The sequence below is a fragment of the Janthinobacterium sp. B9-8 genome, from assembly GCF_000969645.2.
In the GTDB taxonomy this organism is placed as follows: Bacteria; Pseudomonadota; Gammaproteobacteria; order Burkholderiales; family Chitinibacteraceae; genus Iodobacter.
Genome location: NZ_CP014222.1, coordinates 3,255,254 through 3,277,430, shown reverse-complemented (window position 1 = coordinate 3,277,430; position 22,177 = coordinate 3,255,254). Strand labels below are relative to the sequence as shown.

Below are 22,177 nucleotides of genomic sequence, written 5' to 3'. Positions count from 1 at the left end.
CTAATCACAAATGATTTATTTTCAGTGCCTTCGGCACGTTGATTTTGGTGCGGGAATCCCCCGCGTGGGACTCACTTTCTTGAACGGCCAGAAATCCTAGTACGCAAAGAAGGTCGCCCCGACCAGCACGAAACCCCTCTCTGCGGACGGCGGTGGCTGCGGAACTCGCTTCGCTCAAATAGTCCTCGCCGAAATCCCGCCCGCTTGTTCCTCGTGTCGCGGCTTCAAGGGGATTTTTAAGCCTCATGCGATGAGCGAATAAATAATCTGGCGTAACTTCTTCGCAATAGAATAACCAATAAATTAATACATTAAACTGACAAATTTCTGGCATTTACCTCAATACTTGGGTGTAGTATGTTGTCATGAATTGGGTTGCCCTTTGCAATCTGTGGGCGTGTGTCTCTGTTGTCACTTGGAAAAAGCTATGAATATCGTAGAGAAGCAAGTTGTGGTTGCCGCTGCACCTGAAACGATTTTTCGTATTTACCAAGATGTTGATAATTGGAAGGGCTGGGATCCGGATACTAAGTCCTCTTCATTAAAAGAGGGTTTAACGCTTGGCTCTAAGGGCAGTTTGACGCCTACCAAAGGCAATACCGTGCCTATGGAGGTGACTGCTATTCAGTTAAACCGTAACTTTACGGTAACCAGTAAAACCTTCCTGTTTCGCATGGATTTTGATCATGAGCTGGAGGCCGTTGAGGGCGGTACCCGAGTTGTGCACCGGGTGACGTTTGCCGGGCTGCTGAAACCGCTGTTAATCAGAATGCTTGCCCCGCTGGTGGATAAGGGCCTACCCATTACCCTGCAAAGACTTAAAGCACAGGCAGAAGGCGCTCAGGCTGCGAATATTTAATTGGCTACTCGCAAAGATAAAAATGCTGGAGATTTAAAAAGGCGATGCCAGCATTGAGCAGCATCGCCTTTTTAAATATTTTAATTAACCATTTACTGCAGTTTGGGTTCTATCTTTGGCAGACCAAATACGATAGCGTAATTCAATGCCTTCAGGTAAATAAACAACCATTGGTAATTGATAGTTATAGCGGTGCAGCTCTTCTGAATAAACGCTAACAAAAGCTTGTTTTTTAGGCGCATTAGGATCGCAGGCCATCATGGTGCTGATACCTGGCTGAATTTGTGGCAATACCCAATAATCATATCCCCAGCCCTGAGCCGTTTCTTTTTTTAATTGACCGCCTAGATTTCTGGTATTGCAATCCACTTCCATCATCTTGCCCGGCAATAATTGCACCCGATAAAGCGCTGGATTTTTTACTTTAGGTAGCTGAATCACTTTGCGAACAAAGCCCGCTTCTGGCGCAGGAAAGGCTTTCATTGGATCTGGGCTTGCGGCAAAGGTGCTGGCGCAGGTGATGGCGGTAAGGATGGCAAGTTTAATTTTCATTTAATCTTCCTTAAACGTTTATTGGATAATCTTTATTGCAAGATATTGCCTAATTGATAAGGCATAATATTGGTGTTCAGCTTTAAAGAGTAGCAACTATTTACAGAAAGTTAATGATATTTATCACGTTTTTTATTTTAATAAAAATTAACAATTAATTTTTTTGTGATTATTATTTTGGCTAAATTTTATTATTAATATATAGTGCGGATGAAATTTAATTCTATTGACTTAAGCGAAATATTATTCCTAGGGCGGGTGCAAGCCGCGAGCAATAAAATACGCGGGTTGCACCCCAATCCTATCAACTTAAGGCAAAAAACAGGAGCAAGTCTGATTTTGCTTAGGGTGTGCAAATCGTTTTTCTTGCGCACCACTTTCGGTGCGCAATGACTACGTCGTTGTACACCCTACGAAAAGCTGATTCATCCTTATTAGTTTTTCTTGATGAGTTGAATCGCCACTTCTTTTTGCACACATTCCTTGCGCGATCCGCCTGCTGTATCCATTTTAAAGCCGCAGGCTTTGGCAATGATGTAGCCCTTGGCTTCTGAGTTATTGCTTAAGAAAGAATTAACCGAAGTGGGTACGCCAGAGAGCGAGATATTGTCTTTGTCTGCCTCCCATTTCAGGGTTGCCCTTGCGTTTTTTTCTGGGTTTAGCGTAAAAAACAAATCGGTATCATCACTGCTCACCAGCGCATCTTTACTGAGGTGCAGATTGAAAGTCGCTACATCTGTCGCTTTTGCATCCCATTCCACGGTAAAGAAGCCGTCGTTAATTGGGGTAACGCCGCTGGCGTCTTTGTCCCCAGCCATCACTCGCAGGGCATTGATTGTGGGCACGGTGTCGACGGCAACAACATTGATACCATCGCTATTGACAGTAACATCACCCCCACCGCAAGCCACTAAGAGCGAGCAGAGGGTGCTGATCAGGATTAGGGATTTCATGGGCAGGAGTCCAAAAGTGGCAAATAGTGCAGGCAATATACACGGGCAATCTCTTGGCATATGTAATGGTTTATTTTTTTGCTTTACAAGATTATTCAGCTTAGATTGCTAGGGGGTTAAGCTTTGAACCACAGAATAAAACGAGAGCCTTTATTTCATAGAAAAAACCTATCAAACCTCTTTTTTCCGTGGCTCAAGATTTGGGTTTTTCTGGGTACTCTTTTTTCATCCAGCCATCCCAAGCCGGTGGCTTGCTCATTTGTGCGGGCAGAAAGTCTATAAAGCTGCGGATTTTGGCGGAGAGGTGGCGGCGGCTGGGGTAGACGGCGTAGAGGGCGAGCTGGGGCGTGGCGTAATCGGGCAGCAGTATTTCTAGCGCGCCGCTGGCTAAGTCTTCACCAATTAAAAAGCTCGGCTCGCAAATAATGCCTTCCCCGGCAAGGGCTGCGCGGCGTAGCAGATCGCCATTATTGGCGCGAAAATGCCCAGCCACTTTAATCGTGATATTGCCGTCTGGCCCGCTAAAATCCCACTCGCCCCGGCGTGTGCCATGGGTGTAAATCAGGCAGTTATGATTGGCTAAATCCGCCGGAGTAAGCGGTCTGCCATGCTGCTCCAGATAGCTTGGCGCTGCGGCCGCTACGATACGAATCGTTGCCAAACGCCGCGCCACCAGCGTGTCAGTGATCTGGCCGGAGATGCGCAGCGCCAGATCAAAGCCTTCTTCTACCAGATCAACACTGCGATCGGTCAGCTCGATTTCCACGATCACATCGGGATGGGCTTTTTGGTAGGCGGCAATAAGCGGGGAGAGATGCAGCTGGCCAAAAGACACGGGCACATTAATCCGCAGCAAACCAAAGGGGCGCTGGCCCTCCTGCCCCAACTCTGATTCGGCTTCGGCCACATCGCCCAAAATTTGCAAACACCGCGCATGGTAAAGCCGGCCCGCTTCGGTAAGGCTGAGCTTGCGGGTGCTGCGCTGCAAGAGGCGGGTATTTAAATGCGCTTCCAGCTCGGCCACCAAACGCGATACCGCGCTGGTGGAGATATCTAGCTGATTGGCAGCCTTTACAAAACTACCCGCGTCAACAACGCGGGTGAAAACTTGCATGGCGGTGAGTTTGTCCATGATGGAGGGCTCGTTTTGGGCGGGTGGGGCCCGCCGTAATCAAATTCAAAAAGATCTTTTTAGTGCCTTCGGCACGTTGATTTAGGTGCGGGCGTCCCGCTGGACCTTCCTTTCTTGCGCGGCCAAGAAACGAAGCCAAGCCGCAACCCCAAAAGCACGAAATCCCCTCACTGCGGATAATCAGCTTGGCGAAAAAGGCTGCTCGCTCGCTACCTCGCTGCCCCTTTTCCGAAACCCCGAGCTAATTATTCCTCGTTCGGCGTGCTTCAAGGGGACTTTATAGCCCCGTATCAAGAGCGCTGTCCCTAATGCTTTTTTGTTGTGTGTGGCTCATTTATTTTTTAGTAGCTAACAAAGAAAAAACGTAATGACCACGCTTTCGGCACGGGGCTTAAATCTCCCCTTGAAGCACGCCGAAGCGAGGAACAAGCGGGCGGGGTTTCGGCGAGGACTGTTTGAGCGAAGCGAGTTCCGCAGCCGCCGCTCGATTGTCCGCAGATGAGGGGCCTTCGTGCTGGCCGGGGTCGCCTTCTTTGGCTTCGTTTCTTGGCGAAGCAAGAAAGGAAGGCCCCGCAGTGGCTAACCGCTCCAAAATCAACGTGCCGAAGGCACTAAAAAGATCCTTTTGACTTTGCTTTGAGCTACACCACCCCCCATCCAATTATCCCATATTCAGGGATAATTATTTGATGATATCTGTATTTATCCCTTAAGTGGCAATCGTCATACTGCACTCCATCGATGCCAAACACATGGCGCAAACCACTGGAGATTCAAAATGATTGATAACAAAACCGCCCCATACGCAGCCCTTGTTCTTCGCCTTGCTCTTGCCATTATGTTTCTGGCGCATGGCTTAACCAAGGTGTTTGTGTTTACTCTGCCAGGCACGGCACAGTTTTTTGCCTCGGTGGGTTTTCCAGGCTGGATGGCTTATCCGGTAGCGGGGGCTGAGGTGTTTGGTGGCTTGTTCTTGCTGCTTGGCCTTTACCCACGTTTGGTGGCGGCGGCCTTGTTGCCGGTATTGATAGGTGCAAGCACGGTTCATTTTGCTAATGGCTGGTCGTTTGGCAATGCGAATGGCGGCTGGGAATACCCCGTGTTTCTGATTGCTGCGGCCTTGGTACAAGTATTGATGGGCGATGGCGCATTTGCTCTGAAACGCTCACCTCGTTTTGCGGATTAAGATTTAAACCCAAATCTTGAACCACAGAGAACACAGAGTTTCACGGAGAAAAGCGATTCTCTGTGTGCAGTTTTGAATCTCAGTGCGCTCTGTGTCTATAGATTTCAGGTTTTTAAAATACCCAAACACTAAGGATTAACCATGTTTCCCAGTTTCTATATTTCTCACGGCTCTCCCATGCTGGCTTTGGATGCTGGGAAAACGGGTCTTGCCTGGCAGGCTTTGGTGGCGGATTTGCCTAAGCCTAAGGCGATTTTGATGGTGTCGGCGCATTGGGGCTCTTTGCAGCCTGCGGTAGGTGCGGCTAGCCAGCCTGAGACGATTCACGATTTTGGTGGTTTTCCTGCGGCGCTGTTTGATTTGCAATACCCAGCGCCCGGCGCGCCGTGGTTGGCAGAAAAAGTGGCTGCTGTATTAGAGGCCGCAGGTTTACCGGTGGCGATTCACCCTAGCCGAGGCTTGGATCATGGCGCTTGGGTGCCGCTGCGGGTGATGTACCCAAAAGCCGATGTGCCGGTGGTGCAGCTGTCTATTCAGCCAAGACAAGGCCCAGAGCATCATTTCCGGCTAGGGCAGGCTTTGGCGGGTTTGCAGCAGGAAGGGGTGATGATTATCGGCTCGGGCAGCCTGACCCATAATCTGTACGAGGTGATGGGGGATATCACTGAGGGCGATCCACGCGTACCCGCCTACGTGCCTGCTTTTCAGGCCTGGATGAATGAAAAGCTGTTGGCGAACGATATTAACGCCTTGCTCGATTACCGCCGTCAGGCTCCGGAAGCTAGCCGTGCGCATCCAAGCGACGAGCATCTATTGCCTATTTTTGTGGTGATGGGCGCAGCTCAAGGCGGGAAAGTAGAGCGCAGCCATAGTGGAATTACCGGCGGTGTGTTGGCGATGGATGTGTATCGTTGGCAGGATTAAATGCGCTTTGGTGAGCAAATTTTAGCGGCATATAAAGGCCCTTCAGCTTAAAGCTGAGTAAGCAAAATCTCGAACCACAGAGAGCACAGAGAACACAGAGTTTCACAGAGGAAACGATAGATTCGGTGGTTTCCTCTGTGACCCTCTGTGCCCTCGTTTTACTCCGTGGTTCAAGGTTTAGCACTTTATCAAAGCGAGCTGAGGCCACGATAAAATCAGGCCGGTGCGCAAGAAGAACGACTTGCACACCCTATAAAAATCAGCTCTTTTGCTATGTATTTGTCTTAACTTGCTGCCCACCCAATCTTACTTCTGCAATTGCTTAGTCCACGCTTGCAGTGCCACCATCTGAGCCGCTACGTTTTTGCTGATGGTTTCATCCGTCACATTGCCATTAGCGTCAAAGCCACCCGCAAAGGCGTTGGCGAAGACTTCGGGTTTTGCCAAGGGTAGCAAGTTTACAAAGACGCACACTTGGCGCAAATGATATTGCGAGCGGGAAGAACCCATGCCGCCAGCCGCGCCTAAAATCGCAACGGGCTTGCCGTTAAGCACTTTGTTGTCGGCTTCGCGCGATGCCCAGTCGATCACGTTTTTAAGCGCTGGGGCTAGGGAGTAATTGTATTCGGGGCAAGCTAATACCAGCGCATCGGCGGCGGCAATTTTAGCCAGTAGCTCAAGCAATACGGCAGGGCGGTCGTTTGCTGCGATATCACCGTTATAAAAAGGAATGGCCGAGATATCGACGATTTCTAATTCCATACCTGCAGGTAAATTGGCTTTGGCGCAGCGTAGCAGGCCGCTATTGGTTGATGCTTTACGTAAGCTGCCAGAAAAACCGATTGCTTTGATTGTCATCTTAATGCCCCTTGGTAAAAGTGGATGATGCAATGCGCCTTTTATAAACGGCGCTACTCGCACATCTAGTGATACGCCGCAGGGATCAATTGCGCAAGCTGACTTAGTTTTCAATCAGCGTACGATTTTTCACAGGCAGATAAATATTTATAGGGCTGGTGAAATGATTCCCCAGCCCGCCCTCTATGTGTGAGGGATTTTTCTCGCTCAGCGTAATTGTGAATGAGACGTCAACAGATCCTAATTAAGCCGCCTGCAGGCTTACTTTGCTAAGCACTTGCCCGGCAGCAGGGTATTCGGTGTTCATATAAATTTTTACAAAAGAATGGCCCATGGTGTCTTTTGTGGGGTGAAAACCGATGCTGATATTGGATGGCAATGCTTTTTTAATCAGGCGCAACCCGTTAATGACCTGATCCCACGATGAGGTGATATAGCTGGAGCCTGGCATCAGGTATTGCGCCGGGCTGGCAACGCCCACACTGCTCACTTTGCCCTGTGCGCTATTAGGGCCGGAGATCAGCATATTTTGCTCGGCATTGGCGTAAAGATTGCCTTGTGAATGCGCCACCAGCACCAGCTTGCGGCCTTCGGCTATATATTGGCGGTACATTTTTAAATGCTCGGGCAGCTCAGGCATTGAGCTGGTGCCAAAGGCATTTAAATATTTATCGTAAATGGCCTGGCTCATCCAGCCAGCCTGCGTCGTACCGCCGTCCAGCATGCGCCAGAAATCTTTGGCATCTTGCGTTTCATGATTCTTTTGCTGAAACACCTGCCACATATCACTAAAAAAACCATTGCTGGCGTTATAGGCATTGCCATAGACAAAGTCTTTATCCAGCTTTTTGGCCTTCATATTGCCTTTAAGCACCAGCATGCTGGCGACAGAATCATCAAAGGTATTTTGAATGCCATTTACAAAAACCACGGCAGCAGGCGCAGCAAAGGCTGGGCCAGCCATCAGAGAGGCGAGCAGGGCAAGGCGTTTCAACATGATTAATTCCTGTTAAGGGTGGGTAAATCGTGGTGTTAGCTGCTTAGTTCTGCAGGTTTAAAATTACAAGGCTGATTGCCGGGGTCTGTAAAATATTGGCCAGATGCCAGCGTTTGAAAGCGTAAATAGGCTTCGGTGCGTTTGGGTGTGCCTAGCATTTCGGCGCGGGTTTTCAGCAGCTCGTCATACATGGTCTGTGCTGTTTTACCGGTTTTTTGCGTGACGTCATCGCTCATCAGGCAGGCAATGCCGCGGGCAATTTTTTCGCCGGCTTGCTTGGCTTGGGCAGAAGTAGAAATATCATTGATGGCTTCGCCCCAACCTTGGGCTAGCTGGGTAAAGGCAAGCTGGTTGGTTTTGGATGAGGCGTAGGTCTGATCGATATAGGCATTTACATCGTCGGGCACGCCATCATGATTCTGATCGCTATCGCTCTGTGTGTTGGCGGAGCCTACGGCTGATGCGGTGGCTAACCAGGGAGTGCTGGCCGATGGCCGGGAGGGAAAGCTGGAAGGGGGGCTGCCAGCAGCTACTGCTGCGGGGGCAGATTGTGCCTCTGTGGGCCATTGGGAATAAGCGCCAAGCGCAATAAGGGTCACTGCAGCAATCAGATAAGGCCATTTCATGGCGATATACTCGGTAAGTGCTCAGTTTTAAGAGTCAATCAAAGCAACGTTTTTTAGCGCCTTTGGCAGGGGCTTTTCGTGCTTTTTCGGATAAACAAGGCGGCACCAATTTGGGTCTTAAGCACAAACTGGTACCACCTTTGCCTTGTTTATTCCTTGATCGGCTGGGCTAAGCGGCCTCCTTAAAGCAGCTTGCCCATAAAGCGATCATCGTTACATTTACGCATATTGCATATACGCTATTTAATTTACCTGTTGCGTAAGATACACGCAGGCAAATAATAAGATTTATTGAGCCGAAATCACCCCGCCATCTATAGTCTGCGCCTTGTTTGTTACACCCACTTGAAGCACCGGTGTAGTGCCTGAGCTGATTTTGTCTATGCCATTAGAGATCACTGCGCCAACCGAGGTCGATGCGTTGATGCCTACAGATACCGAATACTCCTGGCCGCTAAGCTGATGCGTTTCAACCTGGCCGATATCCACTTTACCCGCGGCGGATTCTACTTTAGCGCCTGTCAAAATCGATTTACCGGCTACATCCAGCGTTACGCCTTGCTTGCCGCTGATGCCTGATTCGGTTTTTACAAAATCACTGGCGCTGTGCTTAACGGCTAAATCAAGCGATGGGGTAATCGATGAGCCTTCTTTATCATTGCCAAGTAAAGCATCTTTAATCCCATTACCTGCTTTACGCGCCAAGCCATCTACCTTGCCACCCTCAGATGGGCCGCTGGTGGCTTTTTCTGGCAGGGTTACGCTACCGCCATCTTTGGCAGAAAAGCTCACCGCTTGGGTGGTGTCGGTTTTTAAGCCTTTGTTAAAGGCGAAGCTTTCGTATTTGGCTTCAACTTTATCGGCAGCCTTATTGACTGCGTCGGTGGCTTTGCCTTTTACCTTATCGCCAAACCCGCCTAATTTATCGGCAACGAGGCCATTTTCGCCCTGATGTTTTTCAGCATTCAGGCTAAGGCTTATATCTACCTTTGTGCTGTGATCCCGATCTTGCTGGCTGCTAACGATTAAATCGCCGCCCACTTTGCCGTTTACCGCATCAGCTTTGATATTGCCGCCCTGAATGCTCACATCTTTGCTGCTATTTATGCTGACCTTGCTGGCATCGATATTGGCATTCTGGTGTTGCAAGATATCTTGCTTATCCACGCCCACCGCAACTTTAGCGTTAATGCCGTAAGTGTCTTTGCCTTCATCTACCTTACCCTTGCTGTCTTTATTAAAAGACTGGCTCGCTTTTGCGTCGCCGCCGATGGCTACATTCCAGTTATTACTTTCTTTGCCAGATTGCGCAGATTGAATGCCGATACCGCCATTGGCCGCATCCAGCGCCACGTTTTCTGCTTTAACTTGCGTGCCAGCCAGGTTGATTGCGTCTTTAGCGGTGGCTCCCGCGTTGATCACTACATTGCCCGTACTATTAATGCTGCCCGCGGTCTGGCTATGGGCCGATTCATTCACCTTGCCGATATTAAAATCGGCAGCAAAGTTCACATTGCTAGATGATTTTTCGCTGCTGTTGCTAGAGCCGCCACCACCGCTGATATTGCCGCCAATAGTAGATCCGGTTTTGCTGCTGCTATTGCTGCCCGCTTGGAAATCTACCTTATTGGCAGCTTGCAGCGTGACATCGCCTGCGGCGTTTTGCTTGCCAATTTGCGTGCCTTGCAGTGTCAGATCTTTACCAGATTTAATCTCTACACCGCCTTTGCCATCGAGGCTAGCAACCACCGCCGTGCTGGCCTTGTTTTCGCTGCTATTAATTTGCCCGCCCACACCTGCGCCGCCGCCGGCTGATTTGCTCACATTTATATTCAGTTTGGCGTTGCCATCAAGGCTTTTGCTGCTGGCGCTCTGGCTGTTGCTGGCCTGATCAAAGCGCACATCGCCACCGGCATTGATGACGGTTTTTCCCGCGCCTGCATTAATCTGGCTGCCTTGATAGCTGGCATGATCTTGCACATTAATATTGATACCTTGCTTAGCATTAATGCTGCCGGTAATCGCATCCGATTGGCTGGAGGCGGTGGTTTGATTTCCACCCTTGCCGCTGGCATTCACATTTACGTCTTTACCGGTTTCGGTATAAACCCGCGCATCAGCTTGGCCCTGCACGGTGTTTTGTGTGGACGATTGCGTATTGGCTGCGGCGCTTAAATCATGGCTGCCTGCCTGGATATCTACTTTGCCATTTGCCTTGTATTGCGTAGCTTGATCGCTCAGTGCGCCCTTCGTGTTAATGCTGATATCTTTGCCGCTGATTTGGCTGACGATTGCCTTGCTGCTGTTACTGCTGCCCTGGCTATTGCCCGCCTTAATTTGCACATCGATACCCACATTGGGCGCGCCAATGTCTCCCAGTGCGCTTACTTCGGTCACATTGCCTTTAATTACACCGCTGACGGCTTTTTCAACCGGGCGGGTGATTTTGCTGTAATCCACATTGGCACCCAGATCCACACTCCAGTTACTGTTCTTGGTGTCGGTATGGCTGGTATTGGTGGCGGCTTTGTTATCAATGCTGTCGGCTTTAAGTGCAACATTGCCGCCAGCTGCCAGCTGTGTGCCTTCATTACTGATCTTGCCTGCATCGATGTTTAAATCGCCTGCCGTTTTTACCGATGAGGTGTTGGCTGTGGATTTGTTGCTATCGGTTTGCTGGCTGCTTTGGCCTACTTCATAGCCGCTGCCTGCTTTATCAATTCCGCCCGTGTAGTAAAAACCACCGCCGGTTACGGTGCTGCTGGTGCTGGATTTTTCTGTATCTTGCGAGGCGGTAATGGCTACATTCTTGCCGCTGATGTCTGCATTGCCTTTTGTGGTTTCAACGCTGGAGCCTTTAATGGCCACATCGTTGCCAGCGCTCACACTGATGCTGCCGCCACTGATGGCAGAGCCGGTGTTGCTGGTTTTTTCAATATCGGTTTTGGTTTCGGTGTGCTCAATACGCACGCCAGCACGGTATTGCTTATCGCTTTGCTCTTTGGCGTAGCCTTTGACTTCTAGTTTGGTTTCCGTGCCCTTGCTGGTCTCGGTATTAGCGGCGCTGCTGATATCAACATTGCCTTTGGCAGCAAGGCTAAGCTGATCCTTGGCCTTGATATTGCTGCCAATCACCGCGATATCCTGAGCAGAAACGATATTTAAATCTGCATCTGATTGCAAAGTAGATGCCTGATTGGTTTCGACACTGCTTTTGGTTTGATTAGAGTTGCTGGTGATATTGAACACCGTGCCATTACGCTGATCGATGCTGGTTTTGCTTAAATCACGCGCGCTATCAATGATAACGCCGCCTGCTGTGGCTTGGGCATAAGCGCCTTGTTTGGCTTTAACGGTGCTGCCATTAACGCGAATACCTTGTTCGCCAATCAGGCTTAATTTGCCATCGCTATTAATATTGGAGCGCACATTAATGCTTTGCTCGGTGCCATTGTTTTTTTCACCCCCACCGCCAATCCCGCCCCAATACTTTTGCTGGTTTTGAGTTTGGCTACTATTGGCAATGCTCTGTGTGGCGATATTAAGCGTGCCTTTGGCTGCAATCTGGCTATCTGCCCCGGCATTAATTTGCGCGCCCGTGGCATCGATATTGCCCGCAGCGTTAATAATCAGCGATTTTCCGCTTTGCAATGCCGTGCTCACTAAGCGCTCGCTGCTGCTGCTATTGTCCCATGAGCCGGTTTGCAGGCTGGCGCCGTCGTTTTTACGATTGCCCTTATCTGATTTGCTATCACGCTCTGTTAAGCCTGCCAGTGCGATATTGCCGCTGGCTGCCAGCTCTAGCTGGTTTGCCGCCTGAATGCTGCTGCCTTTTAGATTGAGGTCACCAGCGGTGGCGCTAATTTGAATATCGTTTCTGGCTTTGATCCGTGTGCCAATTTGCTGCTCTGTGCTGCTTGATTCGGCCTTGTTATACGCCCAGGAGTTTTTCCAGGCGTTATTGCTGCTGCTTTCGCTATTGCTGAGTAATTGGCCGTCTAAATCAATTTTGGCTGCGCTAAGGTTTAGATTATTGCTATCGATATCTGTGGCGGCGAGCGATGCGGCATTGCTAGCCTTGATACTGATGTCATCGCCCTGAAGGCTGCTGCGCTCAATGCTACTTTTGCTGCTGGCGGATTTTGTATCGGTTTCGCCGGTTTTCCAGATAAACCAGCTTTCATTATGGCTTTGGTCTTGCGTGTTTTTAGTGCTGATTTTGCCGCGGCTTTCGATATCCTGGGCGGTCAAGCTGATGGCCTGGCCCTTAAGCTGGGCTGCACTCAGGCTAAGCTTGCCAGAGCTTTCAATATTAAGCGCTTCCTGCCCCTGAACTTGGCCCGTGATATTGACCCCAGCACCCGCTGCGGTGCTGATCAAATTAATCCGCCCCGCCTGAATTGCACCAAGGTAATAGCTATCTAAAGAGCCGCTGACTGCCGGGGCCGCTGTGCTAGTGAGCATTTTGCCGCTGATGCTATCCACCGAATGATCAAAAACGACGCTATTAAAGCCTGCTACCGCGTTCACGGCTTTTTCTGCCTGCACATTGCCGCGCACATCAATACGTGGGGCAATTAAATCTAATACCTTCTCGCCGCGCGCGCCGCCCGTTTGTACCTGCAATAAATTATTATTTTTTGCCGCTTCTAGTGATTGAATTTGGCCATCTTGCACATTGGCATTACCCACCAGCAAAGAGGCGCGAGGGGTATTAATAAAGCCGCAGCCATCGCAAGTAATGCCATTGGGATTGGCTAATACATAATCGGCAGCCATACCAAAGATTTCTTGTTTACCTAATAGCAGCGAAGGATTGCGGCTCACTACTTCATTTAAAATCACTTTAGCGGCTTGATTACCCAATTGGCTATTGGCATTCAACTGGCCTGCCAATTGTGATTGGCCAGCAATGGTAGAGTTGTTTAAAACAGCACCGGCGGTGCCTACATTAAAGTCTTTAAATTGGTTATGCGATAAACCCGCCGCGCTAGGCGCCACAATATTCACCACGGCTGCACCATTATTCGCGGTGCTGATTTGTGCCTGCTTGGCAGCATCGCCTCCCGCCACAATGCCGTTGGCAGATACATTCTCTGTAAGCACAAAGGCCATAATGAGCGCCGCAGAAATTTTGCCGCTGATAGAAAGATTAAAGTTCATTATTCGTACCTCTAGTTTGTTGGACAGAGTGCCAATCACCACATGATTTATCGCAGAAATGCTGTTAAGTTGTTATTAGTAAAGGCTAATACAGCCTTATAGGCCTTGCCTAATAGGGTATTCACACTAAGGGGCATTTTTTTCTGAAAATAGACAAAATAGCGGGTGATCAGGACTCATTATTCTTTGCAAATACTTAGTCGCAGTAAACTTATGCTTCTTGCAGATTTTTTTTGTGAATATTACAGATTGGGTTTTGGGAGGCGTAGGGCGGGTGAAACCCAATCCAATCAATTTAATGTGAATTTGTAGGTTGGGTTAGCAGTCTGCGTGTGAGGTTTACCTCACCCAGCGATATATCGCGTAACCCAATATTCTTTTGCGCCTACATGTTGGGTTACGCGAGTTTGTTCGCCTAAAATCGACGAACCAACCCGCTAACCCAAGCTACAAGAGCATCATTTCGGGGGGGACTTAAGTTGATAGGATTGGGTTTTACCCGCCCTGCGAAAGATATTCTGTATGTCATTGGCTTGAATAGAAAAGCCGTTTTAAAACTGCCAGCTTAATCTGGAAATAATCTGGCCTTCTTCATTTTTGAATCCATCCGGCATATGGAGTGCGCGGTTGTATTCCAGATCAATATTAATATCCTGCATATTGAAGCTTAAGCCCATCGTTATTCCGGCCAGGCTTTGATAGCCCAAATTGCTTTGTAAAACACGCCCAGCATCAAGGCCGATTCTTGGGCTTAAATAAGCGCCCAATATGGGGAGGCGGGTAGATAGGGCATTGCGCCAATACCAGCCTGTTTCGCCTGATAAAGAATTGCGCTTAAAGCCATGCACTGCAGATTGGCTGGCTAGCTCTAGTTGCTCAATGGCAGGCAGGCGATCACGGCTACCTTGCCAGCTCCAGCTGCTTTGCAGGCTGATGGCTTGCTCTGCGATAACAAAATTTCGATATAACTTGATCCCTAGCTTGGCCTTGGTGAATTCTGGCGTGGGCCAGTCGGCGATGGGCCGCTCCTGATCTGCACCAAACCAAGTGAGGCCTTTTTCTAGCGATGCATCCAGCACCCAGATGCCACTATCGCTGATCAACATCTGGTTAAAGCCCAGCTCCATGACGGTAAGCTTGGGGCTGCTGATATCCAGCCAGCCATCTTCAAAATAATTATCCGAGCGCTTATGGCTAAGCTGCACACTGGCCGTGCTGGTGGCGTGCTGGCTGCGGGCGAGCACCCGATCAAGCCGCACGCCGCTTTGGCTGGATTCTCCTGATAGCTGAACAGAGTAAATATTTAATTGCTGGGTGTTTAAATAGCGGGATTCACTGGCAAAGGCGCTGAGAGTCCAGTAGCCATAGGGCAGGGAGTAAAACAAAGAGCTACTGCGGCTATAGCGGGTATTGGGATTATCGGTGCTGCTTTGGCTGGATATGCTAATGAAATCAGACGCGCCAAATGGGCTATCCCAAGATGCATTGATGCCGGCAATCCACTCGCCGGTTGATTCTTGCCCGCCATCATTAAGTGATAAGCCGCCATGCCAAGGCTGGGATTCAGGATTGCGCAGCACGAGGATTGAGCCGCCCTGAGCTGTGCCAGGCAAAATATCGGCGGTGGCCTGGTTGGATTGCAAGCGATTCGCCTGATCCAGCCCTTGATCGATATCTTTGATATTAAGCGGCTGGCCGATTACATCCGGAAATAAAGTAACCGTGTTCAGGCGGCGATCGACGCTTTGGATGGCTTCAACATGGCCTTCAACCGCCCTGAGTGTTAACACCCCATCCGCATCCGGCCCCGACGCTAAAATGCGCACGGCAATATAGCCTTTTTGCACATAAAGCGTAGTGAGTGCCTGAATAAAGCGATTGATATCCTGATTGCTCAGGCATTCGGCATTGGGTAAACCTAGCGCATTGACTTCTGCATGGCTTAGTAGCTCTATTCCCGCCAGCTTTAGCCCCTTAATCGCTAGGCAATCAAACTGTTGCATCGTCATGGCTGGGTTGGCTGGCAGAGCGCTGTCGTCATTTTTAAGTTGACGCATGCGCTGATCGTTCACAATGTTACGGAATCTATCCGCATTTTCTTGCATCATGCGGCGGGAATGCTCTTCCATTGATTGCTGCATAATGGGCAGATCCGGCTTCGTATCTGCTGCTGTGCTCGCAAAGCTAAGGCTGGCAAGGAGGGCGGATAAAAGAGTGCGCTGAGTTTTAGTCAAGGGGGGGTATCTTCGTTAATTGATTCGTTTTCTTTTTTTAAATTAGGCAAGTTGTAAATGAATGTCTGTACTTCATAGTGCTTAGTGGGTAGCGGAAGAAAAAGTTTTCACAATGGGCGGGCATAGGTCGCTTAATGCTTTGCGCTCTGGCTGAAACAGTGTGGCGACGGATGCTTATCCAGCTTAATCGCGTGAATATCCCCTACCTCATCAATGGCTGTGGCTCGCAGTGAACCAGCGGTGAGCGCATGAAACTCGGGGTTTAGCCCGCAGAGATAGCCCTCTAGCGCCAGTGAAGTCGCCTGATGGGCCGTGACTTCGGCGTTGAAGCAATAGATATTTTTATGGTGGGCTTGTGGTGGTGAAGTGTTGTTTTTGTAGGGCGGGTTGCACCCGCCCTACAATGCGGTCAATGGGCAAAGATCTATGGTGCAATATGGTTTTTATATAATTTATTGTATTCAGATTCACCAAAATACTTAATATATTCTTGCGTAGCAAAGGCATCCATGGTGCCGGAGATATAATCGGTAATCAGGCGGATTCTATTTTCCTTGCCTACGCGGTAGCGCAACTCGGCAGGGAATAGTTGTAGGTCTGGATTATATTGCTCATCCGAATAAACCTGAAATAAACCGCGAATAATATTCTCGCCACGTTTTTCATATTGCAGAATGCTTTTCTTTTTAAGAATCATTTTAGATAAAACATTTTTTAAGCCTGCCGCTAGTTTAGCGTGCTGGCGATAGCCAATTTCTTCAACTCCATTATTATTCACCACTGCAATATCCTGGCAAAGGGTATGGATAATCGTTGAAGTGAGCTCTTTAATAAAAATATAAGAGTATTCTTCCGAAGTGCGCATTAAATAAGCATCCCCGGCTTCTTTTTGGCAGGCTTCGATAATGTCTTTGAACGTATCGTAAGCACTATTGTATTTTTCGTTAATTTTAAACGAGTACAGCAGCTCGCCCATATCCACCATATCGGCATTAATGGCGTCTTCTAAATCGTGCGCGGCATAGGCAATTTCATCGGCAATATCCATGATTTGCGCGTCAATGCTTTTGGTGTCGGTGATATTGTTTTTATCTAATTGCTCTTTTAAAAAAGTGTAATTATCATCGTAAAGAAATTTATTCGGGTTTTCTGCCGAAGTATGAAAATATTTAATCGTGCCCCATATCGTGCGCAGGGTTAAATTTAGGCCTGAGTAATGAATACTCTTGGTTTCTAAATTATGCACAATTCTAAATGCCTGGGCATTACCCTCGTAGCCGCCTACTTCTTTAGAGAGCGAATGCAAAATACGCTCGCCATGATGGCCAAATGGCGGATTGCCAATATCATGAATCAGCGCGCAGGTTTCGGTAACGGCTGGGTGCTTCAGGCCTAAATCCATGGCGATGCTGCGGGCAATTTGGGCAACTTCTAAGCTATGCGTTAGGCGGTTGCGGCTAAATTTGGTGTTGTTCACGCTAAGCAGCTGCATTTTTCCTTGCAGGCGTCTGAACGATGAGCTGTATAAAACGCGGGCATAGTCGCGCATATAGTTATCGCGATCTCTGCCGCCCATGCTTTTTTCGGCGTGGAAGCGGTAGGCTAATTTTTCGGCTTCATTTTCTTTATGCTGTGCAAATTCTATGGTTTGAGCTGAGTACATGGTGATCCTTTGTGCTGCAATCTCAGGCTGGATATCAGCTGGGATGTTTAAATTTGTAGGGCTGTGCTTTATCTTTGGCTAGGTAAAGATAAATCCCATCATGGTACGGCCACGCAATGACAAGCATTGAATCATCGTAGGGCGGGTGCAACCCGCCGTTTTTCGTGTTTCAGCAAAGCTCGGCGGGTTTCACCCCGTGTGCGCTTGCGCTAAGCAAAGTCAAAAAGATAGTGCCTCTGGCACGTAGATTTTGGTACGGTAGTTTTGCGTTGATATTCGTCGTTTTGTAACTTTGCCTATGGCACTTAATGTCGCTCAATATGAGTACGATCATTGCATGGGGCTGCTTTACCCTCCCCTGAAAACGCGCCGAGCGAGGAACAAGCGGGCGGGGTTTCGGCGAGGACTGTCTGAGCGAAGCGAGTTCCGCAGCCGCCGCTCGATTGTCCGCAGCGAAGGGGTTTCGCGTTTGTGGGGTCGCCTTCTTTGGCTTCGTTTCTTGGCGAAGCAAGAAAGGAAGGTCCAGCGGGACGCCCGCACCTAAATCAAACGTGCCGCAGGCACTACCCCCCCCCTCAGATTACACAATCCTTCCCCTGCCTTAAAGCACAGCTTAGCTGATTCATTTACCGTCTGTGTACCCTTATCTCTGCCTGCCTGTGTCTTTGATTGGATCGCGGGGGCAAGTATAAAGTGGCTTTTGCTGATTGGATTTGTGCCATGTCCGCCAAGCCTGTTAAAGCCTTGCCTATACAATTTTATCCGCGCCTGACTAAGGGGCGGTTTAATAATTGGCGGGTATTGATGATTATTATTACCCAGCTGATTTTCTTTGGCTTGCCGTGGATTCATTGGCAGGGGCAGCAGGCGGTTTGGTTTGATCTGGCGCGGCAACAGTTTTTTGTGTTTGGGATGAATTTCTGGCCGCAGGATTTTATCTATTTAATGGCGCTGATGATGGCGGGGGCGTTTGCGCTGTTTTTCTGGAGCACGCTTTCCGGGCGCATCTGGTGCGGTTATGCCTGTCCGCAAACCGTGTATTCCACCATTATGCTGTGGATAGATCGCCTGACTGAAGGCTCGCATACACAGCGGGCTAAGCTGGATGCCGCGCCGTGGTCGGCAGAAAAAGTGCTGCGTAAATCCGGCAAGCACGCGTTGATGCTGCTGTTTTGCTTTTGGACCGGCTTTAGTTTTGTGGGCTATTTCAGCCCGATTCGCGATATGGCGGGCTCTTTGCCAACCTTGTCTTTTGGGCCGATTGAATGGCTATGGATTTTTAGCTACGGCAGCTTTACCTATGTACTGGCGGGCTTGCTCCGTGAGCAAGTGTGTAAGCATATGTGCCCCTATGCACGTTTCCAAAGTGCGATGTTTGATCAGCAAACGTTGGTGGTGGCTTACGATGCAGTACGGGGAGAGCCGCGTGGTGCCCAGCATAAGGCCACAGCAGCGCAGGGCGATTGCGTGAATTGCAATATCTGTGTGCAGGTTTGCCCGGTGGGCATTGATATCCGCCAAGGCCTGCAATACGAGTGCATAGGCTGCGCTGCCTGTATTGATGCCTGTGATGTGGTGATGGATAAAATCGAGAAACCACGTGGCCTGATTCGCTTTACCAATGAGCAAAATATGCAAAAGCCCGGCGCGGTGGGCTTAAGCTGGCAGCATCTGATGCGGCCAAGAGCGGCGCTCTATGGCTTGGCCGTGGTGTTGGTATTGGGCATTGCTAGTGTGTCGCTAATGCAGCGCCAGCCGCTTAAGCTGGATATCGCCAGGGACAGAAATATCCTCGCCCGTGAAACAGACCGAGGCTGGCTGGAAAACAGCTACACCCTGCAACTGGGCAACAGCTCGGCCACCGAGCAGCATTTAGAGCTAACTGTTGAGGGCCTGCCCGGCGTAGAAATCTATAGCGACGAGCCTGTGATTGCTCTGCCCGCAGGCAGCAACCGGCAGATCACCGTAAGGCTGGAAGTCGCCCAATCCAGCGGCAGCGTGCCTATCGTCTTCACCGCCAAAAGCCGCAACCACCCCGCGTGGAAAGTCAGCGCTCAAAGTAGTTTTCTGGCCTTACATGGAACCTAAAAATGGCAGCTGACCGCTCGATCTTCACATCTATCTCGTGCATTGTTTGGTTTAGCATTGCTTTACTTAATTAGCTATCGGGTGAGTGCCGCTACAGGATGATTAGCGCGGTTCTTTGGCTCCCCAGCTACGTTGCTCCTCATTGAATAGAATGACTATTCCGCTTCGTCGCGCCTTGCTGGAAAGCCAAATATCCACACCACTCACCCTGTCCAGCTACCATTTCTAGGTTGGGGCTGAATTTACCAATGCTTTACACTATGGCAGAGCGGCCTGCCAGGCCGCAATCCAGCCCTGAGTGTATGAGCAAATTTCAGCAATTAATCGACTTCTTTACCCTTGCCATCGATAGGGGGGATTACCAGCTTGGCGATAAGCTGCCTTCCTTACGCTCGGTTTGCCAAACGCACCAAGTCAGCATGACCACCGCCAAAAAAGCCTTTTATGAACTTGAGCGGCTGGCCTATGTAGAAGCCGAACCGCGGGCGGCTTTTAGGGTGATTGTGGCGGGGCAGGGTAAAAAGGTCGATGCGCTGGCCGCTGGCGAGTTCGATCCGCTCTGCCTGTTAGAAAACGTCGCCGCGCCTTGGGGCTCGCCCTTTATTAATGCCGAGCTGCTCGATACCCGCGCCCTGAATCGTGAATTGATGCGGGCCATGGCCTCTTATCCGCAAGCGCTTAATCACCAGCCCATGCTTGGGCTAGATCAATTACGCCGTCAAATTGCCCGCATGTATCACAGCGAAGGGGTGCATCTGCATTGGGAAAACCTGATCGTTACCTGTGGCGGCATGGAAGCCTTATCGCTGGCGATTCAAGCCGTAGTGCAAGGCATTAGTAAGCCCTGCCTTGCCGTAGTTACACCCGCTTTCCCCGGTGTGCTTAGCCTGATTCGCCAGTTGGGGATCAGCGTAGTTGAAGTCGCTTCCGAGCCTGATTTAGATTTGCCCGCCCTTGGGGCGCTATTACAAGAGCAATCCATTACCGCCTTGCTGGTGATGCCCAATTTTCAGCACCCCAGCGGGCGCTGCATGCCCGAGGCAGATAAACAAGCGCTGCTTGACTTGGCCTATCAGCACCAGTTGGCGATTATCGAAGACGATACCTACCGCGCCCTGCACTTTAGCGGGCAAGCGCCCTTGCCGCTTAAAGCCTACGACAGGCTGGGCCTAGTGCTGCATTGCTGCTCATTCAGCAAAACCATCGCCCCCGGCTATCGGGTTGGCTGGATAGAGCCCGGCCGCTGGAGCGATCGCATCCGCGCCTTAAAATTCTGCAGCTCACTCAGCTCGCCACTCCCCAGCCAACTGGCGCTGGCCGCCTTACTCGCGGGCGATTTACACACCCGCAGCATCGCCAAACTACGCGCCGAATTACAAAAACGCACTGAAGCCATGCGCAGCGACATCCTCGCCTGCTTTCCCGCTGGCACCCATGTAGAAATCCCCGCCGGTGGCTACCTGCTATGGATCACCTTGCCACAAGCCATCGATCTAAGTGCCCTATTAAAAAAAGCCCTAGCCAAAGGAATCCACTTCGCCCCCGGCTGGCTCTGCTACCCCCAAGGCGGGCCGGTTTGTAAGCAAATGCGCTTGAATGCCAGTTTTTATTTGGGGCAGAAGGAGGAGCTGGGGTGGTTGGGGGAGGGGATACTCTGTTGTTTACTTTTTGAATAAGCTATTATAAATTTTCGTGTAATGTTTTTTTGTTTTTTTTTGTTGAGCAAAAGGAGAATTTCATGGAAGTTTATATGAATTTGGGGCGAGGTTCTGGTGTGGCAGCATACGAGATTGGCCAGGGGGCGATTACTGTCCAGTTTAAGGATGGTGCAATGTACCTATACAACAACCAGAGTGCTGGTCAGGCTAATATTATTGAGATGCAGCGTTTGGCTAGAGCAGGGCAAGGGCTGAATAGTTTTATTTCACGAGTAGTTCGTAAAGCGTATGCAGAAAAGTTGCGCTAGCTTGGGTTAAGGCCTAATTAAAAAAATATCTAGATTGTTAACCTAAATCACTCACTAGAGTGATTTAGGTGTGCATTTTTTGTAAGTTCTTTATTTTTTGTTAGAAAAATAAGATAACTCCTAAAAATAGAAATTTACATGCTACGGAGCATTGAATATATACTTATTTAACCATTGTGCTTAAATGTTAATTAATAGCCTCGTGGCTATTTGTTGATTTTTTATAAATTAATTTTTTATTTTTTAGTTATTAAATAATAGCCTCATAAAGGATTTATGATGAGTGAGATACTAAAAGCTCTTTCTACAGGTAATTCGTACTTTGTTATTTTTGCTATCGTTCTTTCTCTTTTACCTGCGCTAAAGTTTTTAGAAGATGCTAGACGTTCCCGTTATGGGGTTAGAAAAGATAAATTAGATGGCTATTTATTAGCACTGAAAGATTATTTGTCTAGTGATGCAGAGCATAAAGATTATTTAAAGTATCGGTTGGAATTGGCTTTTCAAGCACATTATGGTAAAGATTTGAGTTGCCTAGAAATTAGGGAGCTTTTACGTAAAGACGAGCCACTCCGGTCGATAAAAAAATATTTACAATCTCGTCCATTTTTGACTTTGATAGTTGAAAATGGAAAGGCAAAGCGTTTCTTTTTTAAAAAAGAGCAAAAAAGATATAATATTAATATCTTTGGAAAAAGGTATCGTCTACATGCAGTAATGGTTAATTCTTATATTTCATATTGTCTGCTTGGGTCATTTGGCGGGTTGATTCTTTTATATGGAGTTCCTTTGGCAATACACTACAATAGCTGGGCTGGGGGAGGATATGTCCTTGTAATGGCAATTACGTGTATTGTTCTTGCTGTTTCATCTTTGTTGACAGGAATGAGTTTTGATACTGCACGAAAATATATAGCAAGGTAGGTTGGGCTAAAGCCGTATCAGCCCAACATTTCAATATGCTGAAAAATGTTGG

The 22,177-nt window shown here is 49.0% G+C and carries 17 protein-coding genes; 7 read left to right on the top strand and 10 right to left on the bottom strand.

Annotated elements, in window-relative coordinates; genetic code table 11:
* Nucleotides 1-4: 4 nt before the first annotated feature.
* Nucleotides 5-334 carry a hypothetical protein gene (locus VN23_RS14720; RefSeq protein WP_046351442.1) on the bottom strand — a complete coding sequence of 110 codons (330 nt, stop codon included), beginning with the start codon at nucleotides 332-334 and terminating at the stop codon, nucleotides 5-7.
* A 93-nt stretch (nucleotides 335-427) separates the two neighbouring features.
* On the opposite strand from VN23_RS14720, the gene VN23_RS14715 reads away from it, so the two are divergent.
* Complete coding sequence (locus tag VN23_RS14715) at nucleotides 428-859, top strand: SRPBCC family protein (RefSeq protein ID WP_046351443.1); 432 nt, start codon at nucleotides 428-430, stop codon at nucleotides 857-859.
* A gap of 84 nt (nucleotides 860-943) precedes the next feature.
* Here VN23_RS14715 and eco read toward each other — a convergent pair whose 3' ends face one another.
* The 3 genes from eco to VN23_RS14700 all read right to left on the bottom strand — a co-directional run bounded on the left by eco (nucleotide 944) and on the right by VN23_RS14700 (nucleotide 3,496).
* Nucleotides 944-1,411, bottom strand: a complete 468-nt coding sequence (gene eco / locus VN23_RS14710) for a serine protease inhibitor ecotin (protein WP_046351444.1) — start codon at nucleotides 1,409-1,411, stop codon at nucleotides 944-946.
* 434 nt (nucleotides 1,412-1,845) lie between these two features.
* A complete protein-coding gene (locus tag VN23_RS14705) occupies nucleotides 1,846-2,364 on the bottom strand; it encodes a hypothetical protein (protein WP_046351445.1) in 519 nt (172 codons plus the stop codon).
* Nucleotides 2,365-2,557: 193 nt separating this feature from the next.
* The gene (locus VN23_RS14700) at nucleotides 2,558-3,496 is read right to left on the bottom strand and encodes a LysR family transcriptional regulator (protein ID WP_046351446.1); all 939 of its coding nucleotides are present in this window, start codon (nucleotides 3,494-3,496) and stop codon (nucleotides 2,558-2,560) included.
* A 778-nt stretch (nucleotides 3,497-4,274) separates the two neighbouring features.
* Here VN23_RS14700 and VN23_RS14695 point away from each other — a divergent pair.
* Nucleotides 4,275-4,682 carry a DoxX family protein gene (locus VN23_RS14695; RefSeq protein ID WP_046351447.1) on the top strand — a complete coding sequence of 136 codons (408 nt, stop codon included), beginning with the start codon at nucleotides 4,275-4,277 and terminating at the stop codon, nucleotides 4,680-4,682.
* Nucleotides 4,683-4,823: 141 nt separating this feature from the next.
* Complete coding sequence (locus VN23_RS14690; RefSeq protein WP_046351448.1) at nucleotides 4,824-5,606, top strand: DODA-type extradiol aromatic ring-opening family dioxygenase; 783 nt, start codon at nucleotides 4,824-4,826, stop codon at nucleotides 5,604-5,606.
* Between the two features lie 306 nt (nucleotides 5,607-5,912).
* On the opposite strand, the gene VN23_RS14685 is transcribed toward VN23_RS14690, so the two are convergent.
* From VN23_RS14685 to dgt, 6 genes are all read right to left on the bottom strand, one after another.
* Nucleotides 5,913-6,464: an NADPH-dependent FMN reductase gene (locus VN23_RS14685; protein WP_046351449.1), complete on the bottom strand. Its 552-nt coding sequence runs from the start codon at nucleotides 6,462-6,464 to the stop codon at nucleotides 5,913-5,915.
* A 244-nt stretch (nucleotides 6,465-6,708) separates the two neighbouring features.
* Nucleotides 6,709-7,461 carry a hypothetical protein gene (locus VN23_RS14680; RefSeq protein WP_052746534.1) on the bottom strand — a complete coding sequence of 251 codons (753 nt, stop codon included), beginning with the start codon at nucleotides 7,459-7,461 and terminating at the stop codon, nucleotides 6,709-6,711.
* Nucleotides 7,462-7,496: 35 nt separating this feature from the next.
* On the bottom strand, nucleotides 7,497-8,087 hold the full coding sequence (locus VN23_RS14675; protein WP_052746535.1) for a hypothetical protein: 591 nt from the start codon (nucleotides 8,085-8,087) through the stop codon (nucleotides 7,497-7,499).
* Between the two features lie 288 nt (nucleotides 8,088-8,375).
* Nucleotides 8,376-13,250 (bottom strand): hemagglutinin repeat-containing protein, encoded by a 4,875-nt coding sequence (locus VN23_RS14670; RefSeq protein ID WP_046351450.1) that lies wholly within the window; start codon nucleotides 13,248-13,250, stop codon nucleotides 8,376-8,378.
* A gap of 551 nt (nucleotides 13,251-13,801) precedes the next feature.
* Entirely contained in the window at nucleotides 13,802-15,484 is a 1,683-nt protein-coding gene (locus tag VN23_RS14665; protein WP_046351451.1) for a ShlB/FhaC/HecB family hemolysin secretion/activation protein, read from the bottom strand.
* A gap of 424 nt (nucleotides 15,485-15,908) precedes the next feature.
* Nucleotides 15,909-17,147 carry a dGTP triphosphohydrolase gene (gene dgt, locus VN23_RS14660; RefSeq protein ID WP_046351452.1) on the bottom strand — a complete coding sequence of 413 codons (1,239 nt, stop codon included), beginning with the start codon at nucleotides 17,145-17,147 and terminating at the stop codon, nucleotides 15,909-15,911.
* 720 nt (nucleotides 17,148-17,867) lie between these two features.
* On the opposite strand from dgt, the gene ccoG reads away from it, so the two are divergent.
* From ccoG to VN23_RS14640, 4 genes are all read left to right on the top strand, one after another.
* Nucleotides 17,868-19,235, top strand: a complete 1,368-nt coding sequence (ccoG, locus tag VN23_RS14655) for a cytochrome c oxidase accessory protein CcoG (protein WP_046351453.1) — start codon at nucleotides 17,868-17,870, stop codon at nucleotides 19,233-19,235.
* A gap of 302 nt (nucleotides 19,236-19,537) precedes the next feature.
* Entirely contained in the window at nucleotides 19,538-20,911 is a 1,374-nt protein-coding gene (locus VN23_RS14650; RefSeq protein WP_046351495.1) for an aminotransferase-like domain-containing protein, read from the top strand.
* Nucleotides 20,912-20,973: 62 nt separating this feature from the next.
* The gene (locus tag VN23_RS14645; RefSeq protein ID WP_046351454.1) at nucleotides 20,974-21,201 is read left to right on the top strand and encodes a hypothetical protein; all 228 of its coding nucleotides are present in this window, start codon (nucleotides 20,974-20,976) and stop codon (nucleotides 21,199-21,201) included.
* A 279-nt stretch (nucleotides 21,202-21,480) separates the two neighbouring features.
* On the top strand, nucleotides 21,481-22,125 hold the full coding sequence (locus VN23_RS14640; RefSeq protein ID WP_046351455.1) for a hypothetical protein: 645 nt from the start codon (nucleotides 21,481-21,483) through the stop codon (nucleotides 22,123-22,125).
* The last annotated feature ends 52 nt before the right edge of the window (nucleotides 22,126-22,177 follow it).